The 16,142-nt window shown below is 68.4% G+C and carries 18 protein-coding genes; 9 read left to right on the top strand and 9 right to left on the bottom strand.

From position 1 onward, the window contains the following. Positions 1-18: 18 nt before the first annotated feature. Together AC1DR1_RS10520 and AC1DR1_RS10515 are read right to left on the bottom strand one after the other, a co-directional pair. Positions 19-804, bottom strand: coding sequence for a sulfite exporter TauE/SafE family protein (locus tag AC1DR1_RS10520; RefSeq protein WP_229992604.1), 786 nt, complete (start codon positions 802-804; stop codon positions 19-21). Positions 805-822: 18 nt separating this feature from the next. Next, positions 823-1,608, bottom strand: coding sequence for an ABC transporter ATP-binding protein (locus tag AC1DR1_RS10515; RefSeq protein ID WP_229992605.1), 786 nt, complete (start codon positions 1,606-1,608; stop codon positions 823-825). A 132-nt stretch (positions 1,609-1,740) separates the two neighbouring features. Between AC1DR1_RS10515 and serB the strand changes: the two genes are divergently transcribed. After that, positions 1,741-2,679, top strand: coding sequence for a phosphoserine phosphatase SerB (gene serB / locus AC1DR1_RS10510; protein WP_229992606.1), 939 nt, complete (start codon positions 1,741-1,743; stop codon positions 2,677-2,679). 79 nt (positions 2,680-2,758) lie between these two features. On the opposite strand, the gene AC1DR1_RS10505 is transcribed toward serB, so the two are convergent. The 3 genes from AC1DR1_RS10505 to fabG form a co-directional block, all read right to left on the bottom strand. Then, on the bottom strand, positions 2,759-3,523 hold the full coding sequence (locus AC1DR1_RS10505; protein WP_229992607.1) for an SDR family oxidoreductase: 765 nt from the start codon (positions 3,521-3,523) through the stop codon (positions 2,759-2,761). 149 nt (positions 3,524-3,672) lie between these two features. Next, entirely contained in the window at positions 3,673-4,092 is a 420-nt protein-coding gene (locus tag AC1DR1_RS10500; RefSeq protein WP_229992608.1) for an Hsp20/alpha crystallin family protein, read from the bottom strand. Positions 4,093-4,261: 169 nt separating this feature from the next. After that, positions 4,262-4,987 (bottom strand): 3-oxoacyl-ACP reductase FabG, encoded by a 726-nt coding sequence (fabG, locus tag AC1DR1_RS10495; RefSeq protein WP_229992609.1) that lies wholly within the window; start codon positions 4,985-4,987, stop codon positions 4,262-4,264. 149 nt (positions 4,988-5,136) lie between these two features. On the opposite strand from fabG, the gene AC1DR1_RS10490 reads away from it, so the two are divergent. The 4 genes from AC1DR1_RS10490 to AC1DR1_RS10475 are packed head-to-tail and all read left to right on the top strand — an operon-like array spanning position 5,137 to position 7,244. Next, positions 5,137-5,592: a DUF3099 domain-containing protein gene (locus AC1DR1_RS10490; protein ID WP_229992610.1), complete on the top strand. Its 456-nt coding sequence runs from the start codon at positions 5,137-5,139 to the stop codon at positions 5,590-5,592. Further along, entirely contained in the window at positions 5,589-5,882 is a 294-nt protein-coding gene (locus AC1DR1_RS10485) for a hypothetical protein (RefSeq protein WP_229992611.1), read from the top strand. The genes AC1DR1_RS10490 and AC1DR1_RS10485 overlap by 4 nt, the downstream gene beginning before the upstream one ends. Beyond that, on the top strand, positions 5,883-6,761 hold the full coding sequence (locus tag AC1DR1_RS10480; RefSeq protein ID WP_229992612.1) for an SURF1 family cytochrome oxidase biogenesis protein: 879 nt from the start codon (positions 5,883-5,885) through the stop codon (positions 6,759-6,761). It abuts the gene before it with no gap. 3 nt (positions 6,762-6,764) lie between these two features. Then, complete coding sequence (locus AC1DR1_RS10475) at positions 6,765-7,244, top strand: YbaK/EbsC family protein (RefSeq protein ID WP_364743250.1); 480 nt, start codon at positions 6,765-6,767, stop codon at positions 7,242-7,244. Positions 7,245-7,315: 71 nt separating this feature from the next. Here the strand turns inward: AC1DR1_RS10475 and AC1DR1_RS10470 are convergent, their stop codons facing one another. Further along, entirely contained in the window at positions 7,316-8,914 is a 1,599-nt protein-coding gene (locus AC1DR1_RS10470) for an ABC-F family ATP-binding cassette domain-containing protein (protein ID WP_229992614.1), read from the bottom strand. A 314-nt stretch (positions 8,915-9,228) separates the two neighbouring features. On the opposite strand from AC1DR1_RS10470, the gene AC1DR1_RS10465 reads away from it, so the two are divergent. From AC1DR1_RS10465 to AC1DR1_RS10455, 3 genes are read left to right on the top strand one after another with little or no spacing between them, the layout of a single operon-like run. After that, on the top strand, positions 9,229-9,876 hold the full coding sequence (locus AC1DR1_RS10465) for a biotin transporter BioY (RefSeq protein WP_229992615.1): 648 nt from the start codon (positions 9,229-9,231) through the stop codon (positions 9,874-9,876). Then, on the top strand, positions 9,873-10,706 hold the full coding sequence (locus AC1DR1_RS10460) for an energy-coupling factor ABC transporter ATP-binding protein (RefSeq protein WP_229992616.1): 834 nt from the start codon (positions 9,873-9,875) through the stop codon (positions 10,704-10,706). Before AC1DR1_RS10465 ends, AC1DR1_RS10460 begins: the two co-directional genes overlap by 4 nt. Beyond that, positions 10,703-11,335 carry an energy-coupling factor transporter transmembrane component T family protein gene (locus AC1DR1_RS10455; protein WP_229992617.1) on the top strand — a complete coding sequence of 211 codons (633 nt, stop codon included), beginning with the start codon at positions 10,703-10,705 and terminating at the stop codon, positions 11,333-11,335. Before AC1DR1_RS10460 ends, AC1DR1_RS10455 begins: the two co-directional genes overlap by 4 nt. Before the next feature lie 412 nt (positions 11,336-11,747). On the opposite strand, the gene AC1DR1_RS10450 is transcribed toward AC1DR1_RS10455, so the two are convergent. Together AC1DR1_RS10450 and AC1DR1_RS10445 are read right to left on the bottom strand one after the other, a co-directional pair. Next, complete coding sequence (locus AC1DR1_RS10450; protein WP_229992650.1) at positions 11,748-12,962, bottom strand: thiolase family protein; 1,215 nt, start codon at positions 12,960-12,962, stop codon at positions 11,748-11,750. Between the two features lie 34 nt (positions 12,963-12,996). Further along, on the bottom strand, positions 12,997-14,463 hold the full coding sequence (locus AC1DR1_RS10445; RefSeq protein ID WP_229992618.1) for a class I adenylate-forming enzyme family protein: 1,467 nt from the start codon (positions 14,461-14,463) through the stop codon (positions 12,997-12,999). A 58-nt stretch (positions 14,464-14,521) separates the two neighbouring features. On the opposite strand from AC1DR1_RS10445, the gene ypfJ reads away from it, so the two are divergent. After that, a complete protein-coding gene (gene ypfJ, locus AC1DR1_RS10440; protein WP_229992619.1) occupies positions 14,522-15,409 on the top strand; it encodes a KPN_02809 family neutral zinc metallopeptidase in 888 nt (295 codons plus the stop codon). Positions 15,410-15,454: 45 nt separating this feature from the next. On the opposite strand, the gene AC1DR1_RS10435 is transcribed toward ypfJ, so the two are convergent. After that, positions 15,455-16,054, bottom strand: a complete 600-nt coding sequence (locus AC1DR1_RS10435; protein ID WP_229992620.1) for a hypothetical protein — start codon at positions 16,052-16,054, stop codon at positions 15,455-15,457. Positions 16,055-16,142: the final 88 nt, after the last annotated feature.

The raw sequence follows: 16,142 nt of genomic DNA, 5'->3' as shown, positions 1-16,142 counted from the left end.
GGAGGCTATTCGTGGGGGCTATTTGAACAGGTTGGCGATCATGAACCCCAGTGCCACCAGGCCCAGGGCGAAGATGACCCCGCGCAGGACCGCCGGGGAGAGCCGGCGCCCCACCTTGGAGCCGATCACGCCGCCGATCAGTGAGCTCACGGCGATCAGTCCGACCACGCCCCAGTCGATCCGGTCGAAGGCGAACAAAAGGTAGGAGCAAGCGGCGATCACGTTCACGCCCAGGACCAGGAAGTTCTTCATCGCGTTGGCGTTCTGGATGGTCCCCGTCATGAACACGCCCAGGATGCCAACCAGCAGGATGCCCTGCGCCGCGACAAAGTAGCCGCCATAGACGCCGGCCAGGTACACAAGCGCCACAAGCAGGACACCGTGGCGGCGGTCCCGGATGGCGTGCTCAGGGTTTTCCTCGCGGTTCTTCACCCACCGCTGCAGCCTCGGCTGGAAGACGACCATCAGCAGGGCCAGCACGATCAGGACAGGGGCGGCGTAGTAGAAGACCGTCTCGGGCAGGTGGAGCAGCAGGTACGCGCCGGTAACGGCGCCCAGCAGCGAAGCCGGCAGAAGCCGGAGCAGCTGCCGGCCGCGGCCTTCGAGCTCCTTCCGGTAGCCCCAGGCGCCGGTGGCGTTGCCGGCCACGAGCCCCATGGCGTTGCTGATGGAGGCAGTGACGGGGGCATAGCCCAGGGCGATCAGCACCGGGAACGTGACGAGGGTGCCGGATCCGACGACGCTGTTGATGGTGCCCGCCCACAGCCCGGCGAAGAAAATGAAGGCGCTATTGAGGAGCTCCACGCGGGGTCAGTGGACCCGTCAGTGGCTGGCGGTCGCGGTGTACCGGCCGGCGTTGACGGTGACATCCAGCCGCAGGCCGAACGTTTTGCTCAGGTTTTCGGCAGTGAGGACCTCCGGCAGCGGACCGGAGGCCACCACGCCGCCGTCGCGCATGAGCATCGCGTGCGTGAATCCCGGCGGCACTTCTTCGAGGTGGTGGGTGACGAGGACGATCGCGGGGGCGGCGTCGTCGCGGGCGAGTTCGCTCAGGCGCTGGACCAGGTCCTCGCGCCCGCCGAGGTCGAGCCCGGCGGCCGGCTCGTCCAGGAGCAGGAGCTCAGGATCTGTCATGAGGGCACGGGCGATCTGGACGCGCTTGCGCTCCCCCTCGGAAAGCGAGGCGAAGGGGCGGTTCAGCAGCGGGCCCATCCCCCACTCGTTCAGCAGGCCAAAGGCGCGCCGCTCGTCGTTCTTCTCATAGCCTTCGCGCCAGCGGCCGGTCACACCGTAGGCGGCGGTGACCACCACGTTGAGGACCTTCTCGTGCTCGGGGATCTGGCTGGCCAGCGCAGCGGAGGACAGGCCGATCCTGGGGCGGAGCTCGAAGACGTCGACTGCGCCGAGGACTTCCTCGAGGATGCCGGCCATTCCGGATGTCGGGTGGATCCGGGCCGCGGCCAGCTGGAGGAGTGTGGTCTTGCCGGCGCCGTTGGGTCCGAGGATCACCCAGCGTTCGCCTTCCTTGACCTGCCAGTCCACCTTGTCCAGGAGCGTCTTAGCCCCACGTACAACGCTGACGCCGGCCATTTCAAGAACATCACTCATAGGAGTAGACACTAGGACAAAAAAGCGGACGACTGATAACCGGCGCCGCGCGCTGCCGTGGGGCGTCACGCGGCGCCGGCCCGGGCGCAACGAATTCGGGCCGTCCAACGCCTGCTCGCTAGGATTGAAGCCATGAGTTCGAACGTGACCGCAGTGAGCTACGGCCTGAAACTGTCCCTTCCCGAGATCGAGCGGCTGCGTTCGCTCCTGACGGCCGCGGGGCTGAGCGTCGGTGCCGAAACCCGCGCCGGAGACGGGCGCTTCGAGGTATATGCGGCGGACTGCGCGCTGGAGGCCGAACTGGACGGCGCGCCGAAAGCCGAAAGTCCCATCCCCGACGCGGTTTCGGGAGCCCGGCTGGAGGGGCCGCGCCGTGCGCTGGCGGACTCCGGCATCGACGGTGTGGACACGGCGCTGGTTCCCGCGGCACTGCGCAGCGCGCCGCGGAAGTTCCTGATCATGGACGTGGACTCCACCCTCATCCAGCAGGAAGTGATCGAGCTCCTGGCCGCGTACGCCGGGAAGCGCGAGGAAGTGACGGCAGTGACCGAGGCGGCCATGCGCGGCGAGCTGGACTTCGCCCAGAGCCTGCACGCCCGGGTGGCTGTGCTCGCCGGACTGCCGGCCAGCGTCGTCGAGTCGGTCCGCGCCGAGGTCAGGCTGACCGAGGGCGCCGCCGAGCTCGTAGCGGCATTCCAGGCCGCCGGCCATGCCGTGGCCGTGGTGTCCGGCGGGTTCAACCAGATCCTCCGGCCGATCGCCGAGGACCTCGGGCTGCACTACTGGATCGCCAATGAACTCGAAATCGTCGACGGCGCGCTGACCGGCAAGGTGCTCGGCGACGTGATCGACCGGGCGGCCAAGGAGAAGTACCTGCGCGAGTGGGCAGCTGCCGAGGGCATCCCGATGGAACACACCATTGCCGTGGGAGACGGCGCCAACGACCTCGACATGCTGGGCGCCGCCGGGATCGGCATCGCCTTCAACGCGAAGCCTGCCGTACGTGCTGCCGCGGACGCCGCCGTCAACCTCCCCTATCTCGACGCCGTGCGGTACATCGCGGGGGTCTGATGCGTTAACCGCGAGATGGCACGTCGCGGCAATGTTTTAGGTAAACACTGCCGCGACGCGCCATCTCGGCGGTCTGCGCCTAGCTGGAGCTCTTGTCTGCGGTCTTATCGAAGTAGTCGGCGCCGCCGACGTACTCGGTGTGGCCCGTCTCGACGTCGGCGGTGGCCATCTTGGCGACCTCCGCGGCAAATTCCTTGACTGAGTAAAGCTTGCCAGCTTCGGCACGGCGGGCCTCGATGGCGCCGGGGTTGGACCGGTCGAGCAGGGTGGCCGTGACGGTGCCCTCGATCATGTCGCCGGAGACCACCACGAGCGAGATCCCCTTGTCCGCCAATGCCGGAACCAGCGCGCGGAGTGCGTCCTCGCCGGCACGCTTGCTGCGGGCCACGGGCTCGTAGTCGGGCATCGTGGGCACCGTGTCGATGAAGTGGGCCTGGTGGCTGGTCACGAAGACCACGCGCGAGCCTTCGGGCATGAGCGCCACGGCGGCGTTGAGCATGTTCACCTGGGCGTCACGGTTCAGCTTCAGCGCGTAGCCCTCTTCCATCCCGGTCTCCATGCCGCCGGAGGCGTTGAGGACCAGGAGGTCAAGCGAGCCGAAGTTCTCCATGGCGGCGCTGGCCAGGGCCTGGACGCCTTCCTGGGTGGTTAGGTCCGCCCCGACGGCCGCAGCACGGCCGCCGTCGGCTTCGATCTCCGCAACGACCTTGTTGGCGCGCGGCGCCTTCTGGCGGTAGTTCACGACGACGGCCGCGCCTTCGCCAGCCAGAATCTTGGCGACGTCGGCGCCGATTCCGCGCGACGAACCGGTCACGATCGCAGTCTTGTTATCCAGCAGTCCCATACGAGCTCCTTTTGTTCCAAACGTCCAAACACTGTGGGTCTGCCATCCATCATGCCAGCGGATCGCACCATTGCAGTTGTTCAGCATCAACAAAGAAGCCCCGGCGGTGTAGTTCCGACGCGTCATGGCCGGAGCGCGCTGGCGGTTGGTCAGCTGCGGTCGATCCGGATCTTCTTGGTAGTTTCCCCCGTCACTACCTCGGGAGCCGGTGCGCGGACTTCCAGGACACCGTCCTTGTACGTGGCGGTGATATCTTCTTCCTTCGCCCCTGCGGGCAGCGCAATGCTGCGGGCGGACCGGCCGTAACGGAACTCCGAGCGGTAGCCGGCCTTGCTTTTGTGCTCGGACGCTTCCTGCCGCTGCACCGCGATATGGAGCATGCCCTCGCTGACCGAGACGTCGACGTCCTGGTCGGGGTCGATCCCCGGCACTTCCGCCCGAACCACCAGGGTGCTGCCCTCTTGGAACTGTTCGATCTTGATCCCTGGCGCTATGGACAGATCACCGTCAAGGAAGCGCCGGACCGGTTCCAGCATGTCCGAGGGCGTCCACTTGCTGAGATCACTCATGATTTTCCTCCTGCGCTCACGCCCCTGCCGTGGCATGGTCGGGGGCTGTGAGCCCATTACACGCTCCCGGCGTTCCGGTGCCAAGGGCAAAAAGGCCCGGCGCGGCAGACAGCGGACGACGTCGGATACCGCCGTCGGCCGCTGTCCGCCGCGTCCGGCGTTGCCGGGGCTAGTGGCCCATTCCGAGGCCGCCGTCGACCGGAATGACCGCGCCCGAAATGTAGGACGCCTCGTCGCTGGCGATCCAGCGAACCACGTTGGCGACCTCGGAGGCCTCGGCGAAGCGGCCGGCGGGAACCTTGGTCAGGTAGTCCTTCTGCGTGGCTTCGGGCAGCTCGGCCGTCATGTCCGTGTTGATGAAGCCGGGCGCGACCACGTTCGCGGTGATCCCGCGCGCGCCGAGCTCGCGGGTGAGCGACCGGGCGATGCCCACCAGGCCTGCCTTCGAGGCAGAGTAGTTGATCTGGCCCGGCGCGCCGTATAGGCCGGAGACGGAGGAAATGAGCACCACGCGGCCCTTGCGCGCCCGGATCATGCCCTTGGAGGCGCGCTTGATGACCCGGAAGGCGCCCGTGAGGTTCGTGTCGATCACCGAGGTGAAGTCGTCTTCGCTCATGCGCATCAGGAGGGTGTCCTTGGTGATGCCGGCGTTGGCTACGAGTACTTCCACAGGACCGTGGGCGGCTTCGACTTCCGCGAACGCAGCGTCGACCGAAGCTTCGTCGGTGACGTCCGCCTTGACGCCGAGGATGCCCTCGGGCAGCGACGAGGCGCTGCGGAAAGTCACTGCTACCTTGTCGCCGTTGGCCAGGAAAGACTCGGCGATGGCCAAGCCGATCCCCCGGTTTCCGCCGGTGATCAGAACGCTGCGGCCGGTGGTGGGTGTGTCAGACATATGGGGCTCCGGGTTCTGCGGCAGGGAGGGCCGCGCTGGGGGCTGGATTTTTCCTGCCTCCGATCTTAGCGCCCGGTTCGCATCCGTTTGGGCGGCTCCGCCGATGGTGAGAGAATCTAAGTAAGCCTTGGGAGCGTGATCTGACAGCCGTGACACTCAAAAACCGACCCGGTGCGCATGTGCCCGGGAGGCCGGACGCCGAGTCCGGCGGTACCGAGGTGCACAGCATCACCGACGCCGCCGCTGCGCACTCAGACGAGATGCGCGAACGGATGATCAAGTACGCCGTCGCCATGGGCATCCGCATGGTCTGCCTGATCCTGATTTTTGTCGTGGATGGCTGGTTCAAGCTCATCCCGGTGCTTGGGGCCGTCTTCCTGCCCTGGGTTGCGGTAGTGATCGCCAACGGCAGCGACAAAGCGGAAATCCATAGTGATTCCCTGCTGGACTACGTTCCGCTCGCCGAGCTGGATGCCCCGGCCCCCACGGGCGCGGCCGAGGCTTACCCGGCCGACGGCGATGACGGCTCGGGGACGCTGCTGGAAGGCGAGCTGATCGATGATGAGAACGATGACGATGACGACCACGGACGGGCAGCTTCATGAACCTCTTTGACCTGGCCGGGCACGGTGGCGGCACCGCCGCGGGCCCCGGCACCGTCTGCTCACGGAAGGCCTGCCGCGCGGCGGCGGAATGGCAGCTGCTGTGGAACAACCCTAAGATCCACACCCCGGAGCGGCGCAAGATCTGGCTGGCGTGCGGTGAGCACCGCGCCTGGCTTGAAGACTACCTCCAGACGCGCGGACTGTGGAAAGAGACCGTGGCCCTCAGCGCAGAAATAGCCCCCCTTTCCGCAGGGACAGCCCCCCTCGACCCGTCAGGCAGGATCGGCTGAATGTACCGCTTTCTCTTCTCCAGTAAGTGGCTGGGGTACTTGTTGCTGGCCGCGATCTTCGCCGCCGGCTGCGTTGGCCTGGGCCGATGGCAGATGGACCGTCGCGCCGAAACCCTGGCCGAGATCAACCGGGTGGTCTCCAACTATTCCGCCGACGCCGTGCCCTTCGCCGATGTCCGGGACCAGTTCAGCCGGCTGAACCCGGAGCGCGAGTGGACCCAGGTGGAACTCAGGGGCAGCTACGACGTCGCCGGCCAGCGCATCGTCCGCAACCGCCCGCTCAACGGCCAGCCCGGCTACGAGGTGGTGGTTCCGTTCAAGCTCGAGTCCGGCGAAACCGTGGTGATTGACCGCGGCTGGCTGCCCATCGGCAACAACACCCCGGGCCGGCCCGACTCCGTGCCTGCGCCGCCGCAGGGTCCGGTAACAGTGGTTGCCCGCCTCAAGCCGTCGGAGCCCGAGCTGCAGCGCGGCGCCCCTGACGGCCAACTGGCCTCGATCGACCTCGCCGCCTATTCCGCGCAGCTGGGCTATCCGCTGCTCACGGGCGCATACGGGCAGCTGGCCTCCGAGTCGCCGTCGGTGCAGGACATGCCGTTCCCGTTCCCCAAGCCGTCCACCGATGAAGGCACGCACCTGTCCTACTCGCTGCAGTGGTTCGCATTCGGCGTGCTGATGTTCGTCGGGTTCGGCTACGCCGCCCGGCAGCAGGCCCGCAACGCCGCGATTGACGCGGAGGACGCAGAAGCCGAGGCTGCCGAAGGCGTGTACCTGCACTCCAGCGGCCCGGCCGTGCGGCGCCGTCCCGTTCCGCGCAAGCGCAGGAACGCGACGGCGGAAGAAGAGGAAGACGCCATCCTCGACGCCCAGGGGTTCTGAGCGGTGAGCCCTGATGCCTTCCCCGGACCGGTGGCTAACGTCAAACGCGCCCTCACCGCCCTGGGCGCCAAAGACACGGTGACAGTGTTCGATTCAAAAGTCCCGACGGCGGCCGCAGCGGCCGCGGCGCTCGGCTGCGACGTCGCGGCGATCACCAACAGCCTGGTGTTCGACCTTGGGGGCGCTCCACTGCTGATCCTGGCCAGCGGCGCTGCCAAGGTGGACGTCCACAAGGTCGCCGAACAGCTGGGCTCGGGCAAGATCCGCCGCGCCTCCCCCGAGTTCGTCCTCGAACACACCGGCCAGGAAGTGGGCGGCGTAGCCCCGGTAGGCCACCCGGAGAAGATCCGGACCCTGTTGGACGAATCCCTGTCAGTCCACCGTGTGCTGTGGGCAGGAGCCGGAGACCACAACTCGATGTTCTCGATCGGCTACGAAGACCTCCAGCGGATCACGGGCGCAGAAGAGATGCCCGTCCGCTGATCCAGGTGACTCGCAGCTGTGGGCGGTCCTGAGCTCTGAAAACGGCCCCCGGATGCGGCGGGCCCCGCGCCCTACGCCAGCGTGATCAGGTCCAGGTAGTCTTCGTTCCAGTGGTCCTCGATGCCGTCGGGCAGCAGGACCACGCGCTCCGGGTTGAGCGCCTCGACGGCGCCCTCATCGTGGCTCACGAGGACCACGGCGCCGGTGTAGTTACTCAGGGCCCCGAGGATCTCGGCGCGGCTGGCAGGGTCGAGGTTGTTGGTGGGTTCGTCGAGGAGCAGCACGTTCGCACTTGAGGCCACAATGGTGGCCAGCGCCAGTCGGGTCTTCTCGCCGCCGGAAAGCACACCGGCGGGCTTGTCGACGTCGTCACCGGAGAACAGGAACGAGCCCAGAATGTTGCGTACTTCCGCGTCGTTCATGTCCGGGGCGGACGAGCGCATGTTCTGCAGGACCGTGCGGTCCACGTCGAGCGTCTCGTGCTCCTGGGCGTAGTAGCCCACTTTCAGGCCGTGGCCCGCAACGACTTCGCCGGTGTCCGGCTTGTCGACGCCGGCGAGCATGCGCAGCAAGGTGGTCTTGCCGGCGCCGTTGAGGCCCAGGATGACCACCTTGGAGCCGCGGTCGATCGCGAGGTCGACGTCGGTGAAGATCTCCAGCGAGCCGTAGGACTTGCTGAGGCCATCCGCGGTGAGCGGGGTCTTGCCGCAGGGTGACGGATCGGGGAAGCGCAGGGCTGCCACGCGGTCGGTCGCGCGCACGGCCTCGAGGCCGCCCAGCAGACGCTCGGCACGCTTGGCCATGTTCTGCGCGGCGACGGCCTTGGTGGCCTTGGCGCGCATCTTGTTGGCCTGGTCGATCAGGACCTGGGCCTTCTTCTCCGCGTTGGCGCGCTCACGCTTGCGGGCGCGCTCGTCCGTTTCGCGCTGGGTCAGGTAGCGCTTCCAGTCCATGTTGTAGAAGTCGATCTGGGCGCGGTTGGGATCCAGCAGGAAGACCTTGTTGACAGTCGCTTCGAGCAGTTCGGTGTCGTGGCTGATCACAATCAGCCCGCCCTGGTGGTTCTTGAGGAACTCACGGAGCCAGGAGATGGAATCGGCGTCGAGGTGGTTGGTGGGCTCATCCAGGAGCATGGTTTCGGCATCCGAGTACAGGATGCGCGCAAGCTCCACACGGCGCCGCTGTCCGCCGGACAGGGTCTTGAGCGGCTGGTTCAGCAGCCGGTCCGGCAGGGCAAGGTTCGAGCAGATTGCTGCCGCCTCGGCTTCGGCCGCATAGCCGCCGGCGGCCAGGAACTCTGATTCCAGCCGGTCATAGCGGTTCATCGCCTTGCGCTGGACCGCGGCGTCCTCGCTGGCCATTTCTTCGTGGGCCAGACGGAGCTTGCTCACGGCAATGTCCAGGCCGCGGACGGACAGGATACGGTCCCGGGCGAGCTGCTCCATGTCCGGCGTGCGCGGATCCTGCGGCAGGTAGCCGATTTCGCCGGTGCGGGTTACCTTGCCCGCGGCGGGCAGGCCCTCGCCCGCGAGGACCCGGGTCAGCGTTGTCTTGCCTGCACCGTTACGGCCGACCAGGCCGATCTTGTCTCCCTTGTCGATCCGGAAGCTCACCTGGTCCATGAGGAGGCGGGCGCCGGCGCGCAGTTCGAGATCCTGGACGGTAATCAATGCAGCTAAGGCCTTTCACAACAGGGAACGCCGCGGCACAACGGGTGGAGTCTGGGCGGGGCCGGGGCAGGGCGGTGCGAGAGCACGGCCTGTACAAGTCTACCGGCACGGCCCCTTCTCCCTGACATGGGCCCACATGGCAGCGGCCAGCCGCCGGCGCGATGCGGATGCAGGCGGCTGGCCGGGTTCATTGGCGACGCCCTCCAGCTTCCGGGCCGCCCCTTAGTGGGGCGCCTACAAAAAACCCGCCCCGCCGCGACCGTACAGTCGCTATCACAAGTCCGATATCCGCAGCAGCATCCGACAGGAACGCCATGACGCAAACCGACCATCCCGCCATAGCCAGGACCCCGCGCCGCCGGAGCCGCTGGAATGCCACCGACCTTGGGCTCATCGCCGTCTTCGCCGCCCTTGTGGCGGGTTCGGCGCTGATCGCCGCCATTCCCGTGGGCGGGCTCGGCGTGCCCATCACGCTGCAGACCCTCGCCGTCATGCTCACGGGGCTGGCCCTCGGCCCGGCCCGCGCCTTCGCCGCCGTCGGCCTCTACCTGCTCCTGGGCTTCGCGGGCCTGCCGATCTTCAGCGGCGGCCGCAGCGGGCTGGGCGTCCTCGCCGGCCCCTCCGCCGGCTACATCATCGGGTTCCTGCTGGCCGCCACAGCGGTAGGCTGGCTGGCCGTCGTCGTGCTGGCCCGCACCGCCAACCGCACCGGCAAACTGCGTGGCATCCTCCTGTTCGCGGCCGCCATGGTGAGCAGCATCGTCTTCATCCACGGCCTGGGCATCCTGGGCATGATGGTCAACGCCAAGCTTGACTTCTCCAAAGCCTTCCTTGCCGATCTTGCGTTCTATCCCGGCGACATCATCAAGAACGTCCTGGCCGTCAGCATCGCCCTGGCCCTGCACAAAGCCTTCCCGGATCTGCTGCTCAGCCGAGTCCGGACGGCTGACACCCGCCCGTGAGCATCATCGTCCTGGACCGCGTGACGGTGCGGGTGTCGGTTGACGGCCGCCCCGCACCCAAGACGCTGCTCCAGGAACTTTCGCTGGACCTTACGGAACGGCGGATCGGCGTTATCGGGGCCAACGGCTCGGGCAAGTCCACCCTCCTGCGGCTCCTCAACGGGCTCGTGGCACCCAGCGAGGGCACGGTGCGGGTTGACGGCGCCGATACCGTCCGCGCGGTCCGGGAGGTCCGACGGCGCGTGGGCTTTGTCTTCACGGATCCGCTGTCCCAGCTCGTCATGCCCACCGGCCGCGAGGATGTGGAATTGTCCCTACGGCGATCGTTCCGCAACGCCACAGAGCGCCGGGCCCACGCGGAGTCAGTCCTGGAACGGTTCGGCCTGCTGCCGCTGGCGGACCAGAGCATCTACGAACTCTCTGGCGGCGAACGCCAGCTCCTGGCGCTCGCCGCGGTCCTGGCCGTCGATCCTGAGGTGCTGGTCCTCGACGAGCCGTCCACACTGCTGGATCTCCGCAACCGCGAACTCCTGCGACGCACGCTGGACGGACTCCGCCAGCAGGTGATTCTGTCCACCCACGACCTCGAGCTCGCCCGGGACATGGACCGCGTCCTGGTGGTGGACGACGGGAAGGTGGTGTTCGACGGCGAACCGGCGGCCGCCGTCGCGCACTACCGTGCCCTGAGTGCTGCGGGCCTGCCTGCAGCTGGCCGCGGAATGGCCGGGGGGCCTGCGGCCGGCGGGCTGGCGGGCGGCATGGCCGACGGGCTGGCGGGCGGCGGGCTTGAGCGGGCCGTGCCGGAGCAGGCCCGGCTGGAGCAGGCGTGAGCAGCCACGGATTCCTCCTGGCCGCGTATGCGCCGGGTTCGTCGCTGATCCACCGGGCGCCGCTGTGGCTGAAGTTCCTGCTGGTCGTTGGGTGCGGAATGGCGTCGTTCCTGATCGCCGACTGGGCCGTGTCCGCCGCCGTGCTGGCGCTGCTGTGCGGACTGTTCCTGCTCAGCGGGGCGGGTCCGGCCCGGCTGTTTCGCGCGGTGCGCCCGGTCCTTCCGGTACTCGCGGCGATCGGTCTCTTCCAGTGGTGGCAGCTGGGCGCACCGACCGCCGCGCGGATCGTACTGAACGTCCTGATCTGCGTTGTCGCGGCTTCAATCCTGACCGCCACCACCCCGGTGCAGGCGCTCCTTGACGGCGTGGCGTCCCTGGCCCGGCCGTTCCGCCGCTTCGGTGCGGACCCGGAACGCTTCGCCCTGACCATTGCCATCATGCTCCGCAGCATCCCGTTCGTTGCCGGGGCCTACATGGACGTGCGCGACTCCGCCCGGGCCCGCGGGCTCGAACGCAACCCGAGGGCTCTTGTGCTGCCCGTCTTTATCAGTACTGTGGCCTTCGCCCGGCAGACCGGGGAAGCCCTCGCTGCCCGTGGACTGGGTGAGCCGGAGGACCCGGAGGAATAGCCCCTCGGGTGCCCTCGCGCGGCCCGGCTGCCCTGTGCAGTTGGTCAGTGGACATGCCCTCCCTTGGCCGCAGCCAGTGGACATAGGGCCGCCATGCCCACTCCTCGTCCTCAAGAATGGGCATGTCCCAATCAGGGTGCCCGCGGAGTGGCTGCCCCGCGGGGTTGGCCAGTGGACATGCCCTCCCTTGGCCGCAGCCAGTGGACATAGGGCCGCCATGCCCGCTCCTCGTGCCCAAGAATGGGCATGTCCCGTCCCCAGCACAACGCACGGACATGTCCCTACTCCGGTGCCACGGCAGGGCATGCCCCGCACCCGGCAGATGGGCATGCCCTCCCCTGCCCGCAGCCAGTGGACATGTGGCCCATATGTCCACCGTGCGCGGCGAAGAATGGGCATGTCCCCCGGAGGATCAGGTGAGGCGCGAGTACCCCAGCAGCGCTGCCGTGCCCATGCCGCCGGCGATGCTGATCATTGCCAGGGCCAGCTGGCCCGGCTCCGCGGACCTGCGCGCCTGTGCCAGAAGCCGTGTGACAAGCACCGCACCCGAGGCTCCATAGGCGTGACCGAGAGCCAGCGCCCCGCCGTCGAGGTTGGCCTGTTCCGGGTCAATCCCCAATTGGTCAAAGCAAGCGAGCGTCTGGGCGGCGAAGGCCTCATTGAACTCCACGAGGCCCAGGTCCGCGGCCGTCAGGCCGTGTGCCACGAGGAGCCGTTCGGCTGCTGCGGCCGCGCCGATGCCCAGGAGCTGCGGCGCCACCCCGGCGGTGTCGGTTCCCAGCACCAGCAACCCGTCCGCCGCGCCCAGCTGACGGGCACGTTCCGTGGACGTAATGACCACGGCGGCCGCGCCGTCGGCGTCAAAGCACGAGTTCCCGGCCGTCACCGTGCCGCCGCTGGCAAACACGGGCGGGAATCGGGCCATCAGGGCCGGGCCAAGACTGGGCCGTGGACCGTCGTCGGCTTCAGCGGCCACCCCGGGGCCCGCAGCGAGGGGAACAATCTCGCCGCCGAACTTTCCGGCAGCGGCGGCGGCCAGGGCACGGTGGTGGCTGCGGAGCGCGAAGGCGTCCTGGCGTTCCCGGCTGATGCCGAAGTGGGCGGCGACGTTCTCGGCCGCCACTCCCATGTCGGGATCGCCGAGGCTGAGGGGTGCGAACTGGGCCCGGCTGTAATAGTCCGGGCTGCCGTCGTCGTTGCGGTGGGCCCGGAGCGGAGCCGTGCTGATGCTCTCCACGCCGCCTGCAAGGTACAGGCTGCCGCCGCCCGCCGCGACCAGCCGGGAGGCCAGGACGATCGCGTCCAGACCGGAGCCGCATTGCCGGTCCACCGTGACGCCGGGGACGGTGACGGGCAGGCCGGCCTCCAGCGCGGCGAGTCGGGCTACGTTTCCGCCGCCGCCCACGGCGTTGCCGATCACGACGTCGGTCACGGACTCCGGCGCGAGGCCGGGGCCGACGCCCGCGTCGGCGAGCAGGCTGCGGAGTACCGGAGCCAGGAGTTCGTGGGCGCGCAGCTTCTTCAGGGCCCCGTTGGCCCGGCAGAGCGGCGTACGGCGCGCGGCGATGATCACCGGCTGCCGGTCCTCCGGCAGCCGCCGGGGCAATGACGGTCCGGGGAAGGGCAGCCCGAGCGGAGCCGGCCCCGTGCCCGCGCGGGGCTCAGCCAAGGCGCCGGATCCTGGGATCGTTCCGGGCTATCCAGTCGAGCAGCAGCTGCCGGCTGATCTTGCCCCGGTCCGTCAGGGGCAGCTCCGTCAGCGCGAAGTACTCCAGGGGGCGCTTGTTCCGTGCCAGCACGTCGTCGATCCCGGACCTCAGCTGCGTGGCGGTGACCGCCCCGTGCGAGGGCACCACGCCGGCCACGACGCGCTGGCCGCGAAGATCATCGGTCATGCCAGCTGCCACGGCCGCCGCGACGCCGGGGACGGAGGCCAGCGCCATCTCGACCTCGTGCGGGTAGACGTTAGTGGCGGCGGTGATGATCATGTCGGAGCGGCGGCCCAGCATGTGCAGGGTCCCGCCGGAGAGGTACCCCTGGTCGCCCACGGTGTACCAGCCGTCGAAACAGCGCAGGGCCTGGCCGTCGTCACCCCACAGGTAGCCGTTGCTGACCATGCCGCTGCGGACGCAGATGTTGCCGTCGCTGCCGTCGGGGAGTTCGGTGCCGCGATCGTCCAGGATGCGGATGTCGACGCCGGGAAACGGCTTCCCAATGCCGGTCCCGCCCGGCTCAGCGGGGTCACCCGGACGCAGCCCGGCGCCCGAGACGAAGCTGAGTTCGGACGCGCCGTAGTATTCGAAAATGGTGGCGTTGGGTGCCCAGCGACGGGCCGCTTCCAGTGTCCGTGCGTCCAGCTTGGAACCGGCGCAGATGATGCTGCGGATGCCGGAGGCATCGACCCCGCCGGCCAGGCCGCGTTCGCTGAGCAGCCGGAGCATGGTGGGCACCAGGACCAGGCGGGTGATGCCGTCGTGGCTGACGGCAGCGTGGGCGGCGCCGACGTCGAAATGGTCCAGGCTGTGGAACTCCGCGCCGGCGTACAGGCATTCGGCGAGGGCATAGAGGTTCAGGCTTGCCGCGAGCGGGCCGGGGGCCAGGGTTTTGTCGTCCTGCGTCAGCCCGAAGAATTCAATGGAGGCCTCAAAGGACTCCTGCCAGGACCGTCGCGAGCGGGTGAACGCCTTGGGCACCGAGGTGGTGCCGGAGGTCAGGCCGATCAGGAAGGAGGTGTCTGCCGGCCCGTCAACAAGCCCAGTGCCCAGCCCGGTCCCCTGCCACGCCGGCAGCGCCGAGCCCGGGTCCCCACGGCCCGGATCCGCAAGGCCCGGGTCCGCACGGCCCGTTTCCATCCCGGAGATGCGGGCGGTGATGCTGTCCTGCAGTTGCTGCGGCCAGGCCGGGTCCAACACGGCGCACTGCCGCTGACCAGCGACGGCCGCCGCGAACGCTACGGCGAAGCGGGTTGAATTTTGTTCGGAGAGCACGGTGATGGCAGGCGCCGTTTGCACCAGCGCCGCTGCCTGGTCCCGCAGACCGGACCAGCTGAGGTGCTCTCCRGCCACGACGACGGCTGTTTCGTCGGGACGGTCGTCGGCCCAGCGCTGGAGTCTGTCGAGAAAAGGCATCGAACCAACTTTACCGTTGCCGGACGCCCCAGCGGCTTGTGCGGGATATTGTGACTCCATGAGCTTTAACGACAACGCCCCGCTGGATCCGTCACAGGTCCAGGATCGCCGCGGAATGGGCCGCGGCCCGATGATCGGCGGCGGGATCGGCGGCGGCATCATCCTGCTGCTGGCAGCCCTCTTCGGCATCAATCCCCAGCTTCTCGAGGGCCTGGCCGGCACCGTCCAGGATCCCCAGTCGCAGAGCCAGGGCTCTGCCCCCGCCTGCCAGACCGGCGCCGACGCCGACGCCCGCCTCGACTGCAGGATTACCGGCACGGTCAACAGCCTGAACGCGTTCTGGCCGGCCTATCTGGCCCAGTACAACACGAAATACCCGCGGCCCGACGCCGTAATCTTCACCGGCGGAACCAATACGGGCTGTGGCGCCGCCACCTCTGACGTAGGACCGTTCTACTGTCCCGTCGACACGACGGCGTACTTCGACCCCGGCTTCTTCCAGGAGCTCGTGGACCGGTTCGGCTCGTCCGGCGGGCCGCTGGCCCAGGAGTATGTGGTGGCCCACGAATTCGGCCACCACATCCAGAACGTGCTCGGAGACCTCGACCGTGCTCAGCAGGATCCCCAGGGCCCCGGCTCCGGGGGTGTCCGGGTTGAGCTGCAGGCCGACTGCTACGCGGGGCTGTGGGCCCACTACGCGACGACGCAGCCGGACCCCAAGACCGGCCAGCCCTACCTCGAACCCTTCACGGACCAGGACATCCGGGATGCCCTGTCGGCTGCCTCGGCCGTGGGCGACGACCGCATCCAGAAGGCCGCGACTGGCCGCGTTTCACCGGAGGCATGGACCCACGGGTCAAGTGCCCAGCGGCAGAAGTGGTTCTACCAGGGCTACACCACCGGGGACATCAACAAGTGCGACACGTTTGCGGTGGCAACCCCGTAGTCCCACCCCTGTGGTACCAAAGCCCCGGCCCCATCCGCCGGGGCCTCATCCGCGCCGCGGCCGGCGCCGGATCGGGACTTCGACGTAGCTGAGGAATCCGGCGTGGCCCAGGTGCCGGTGCTTCGGGTGCCATACCGGGCGGTATTCGTGCCCGAACGGGTCGGTCACCAGGACTGCCTCCAGCCGGTCGTTCCCGGCCAGGAGGCGGTCGACGTCGGCAAGTGCGTTGCGCCGCGTCGCTAGCCCGTCGATGTCCAGGCTCCAGAGCCCCAGCTCAGCATCCGTTCCGCGTTCCAGCTGCAGGGTCTCGAACAGTCCGGCGACGAGCCCGGCGAGCCCGGCCGTGTCGGCGCGTTGCAGCCGGTGCCCCTCCGGATGAACGTCGCGGGCATCGGCCAGGGCCTGGCGAAGCCAATGGAATTCCACGGACCCCAGGGGCGGCCCCATGCGCAGGTGGCGGTTCTCGTCCAGCTCGAGCCGGTACGTGGTGGCGCTGCGGTCAATGATGCACGGAGCCTCGCCGACATATTCAAAGTCGGCCAGGAGGGCATCCCGGGAGCGGTAGTAGGAGAACTCGCCGCTGTCCTCAACGACCACAAAGTCCCCGCCCGCGCCGGACGGCCGTGGTGGTGGGGTGGCATCCATTCCGGTGTGCCTCCTGTTCGACAGTGTGCCCGGTCCGAAGCCTGCGGCCCTGTGGATTGGTTGTCTTTATCAGACCACCGCCGGGGCG

This window comes from Arthrobacter sp. P4_F10, assembly GCF_056401435.1.
Note: the sequence above shows the minus strand (reverse complement) of the source record. Positions and strands in the feature narration are given on the sequence as shown.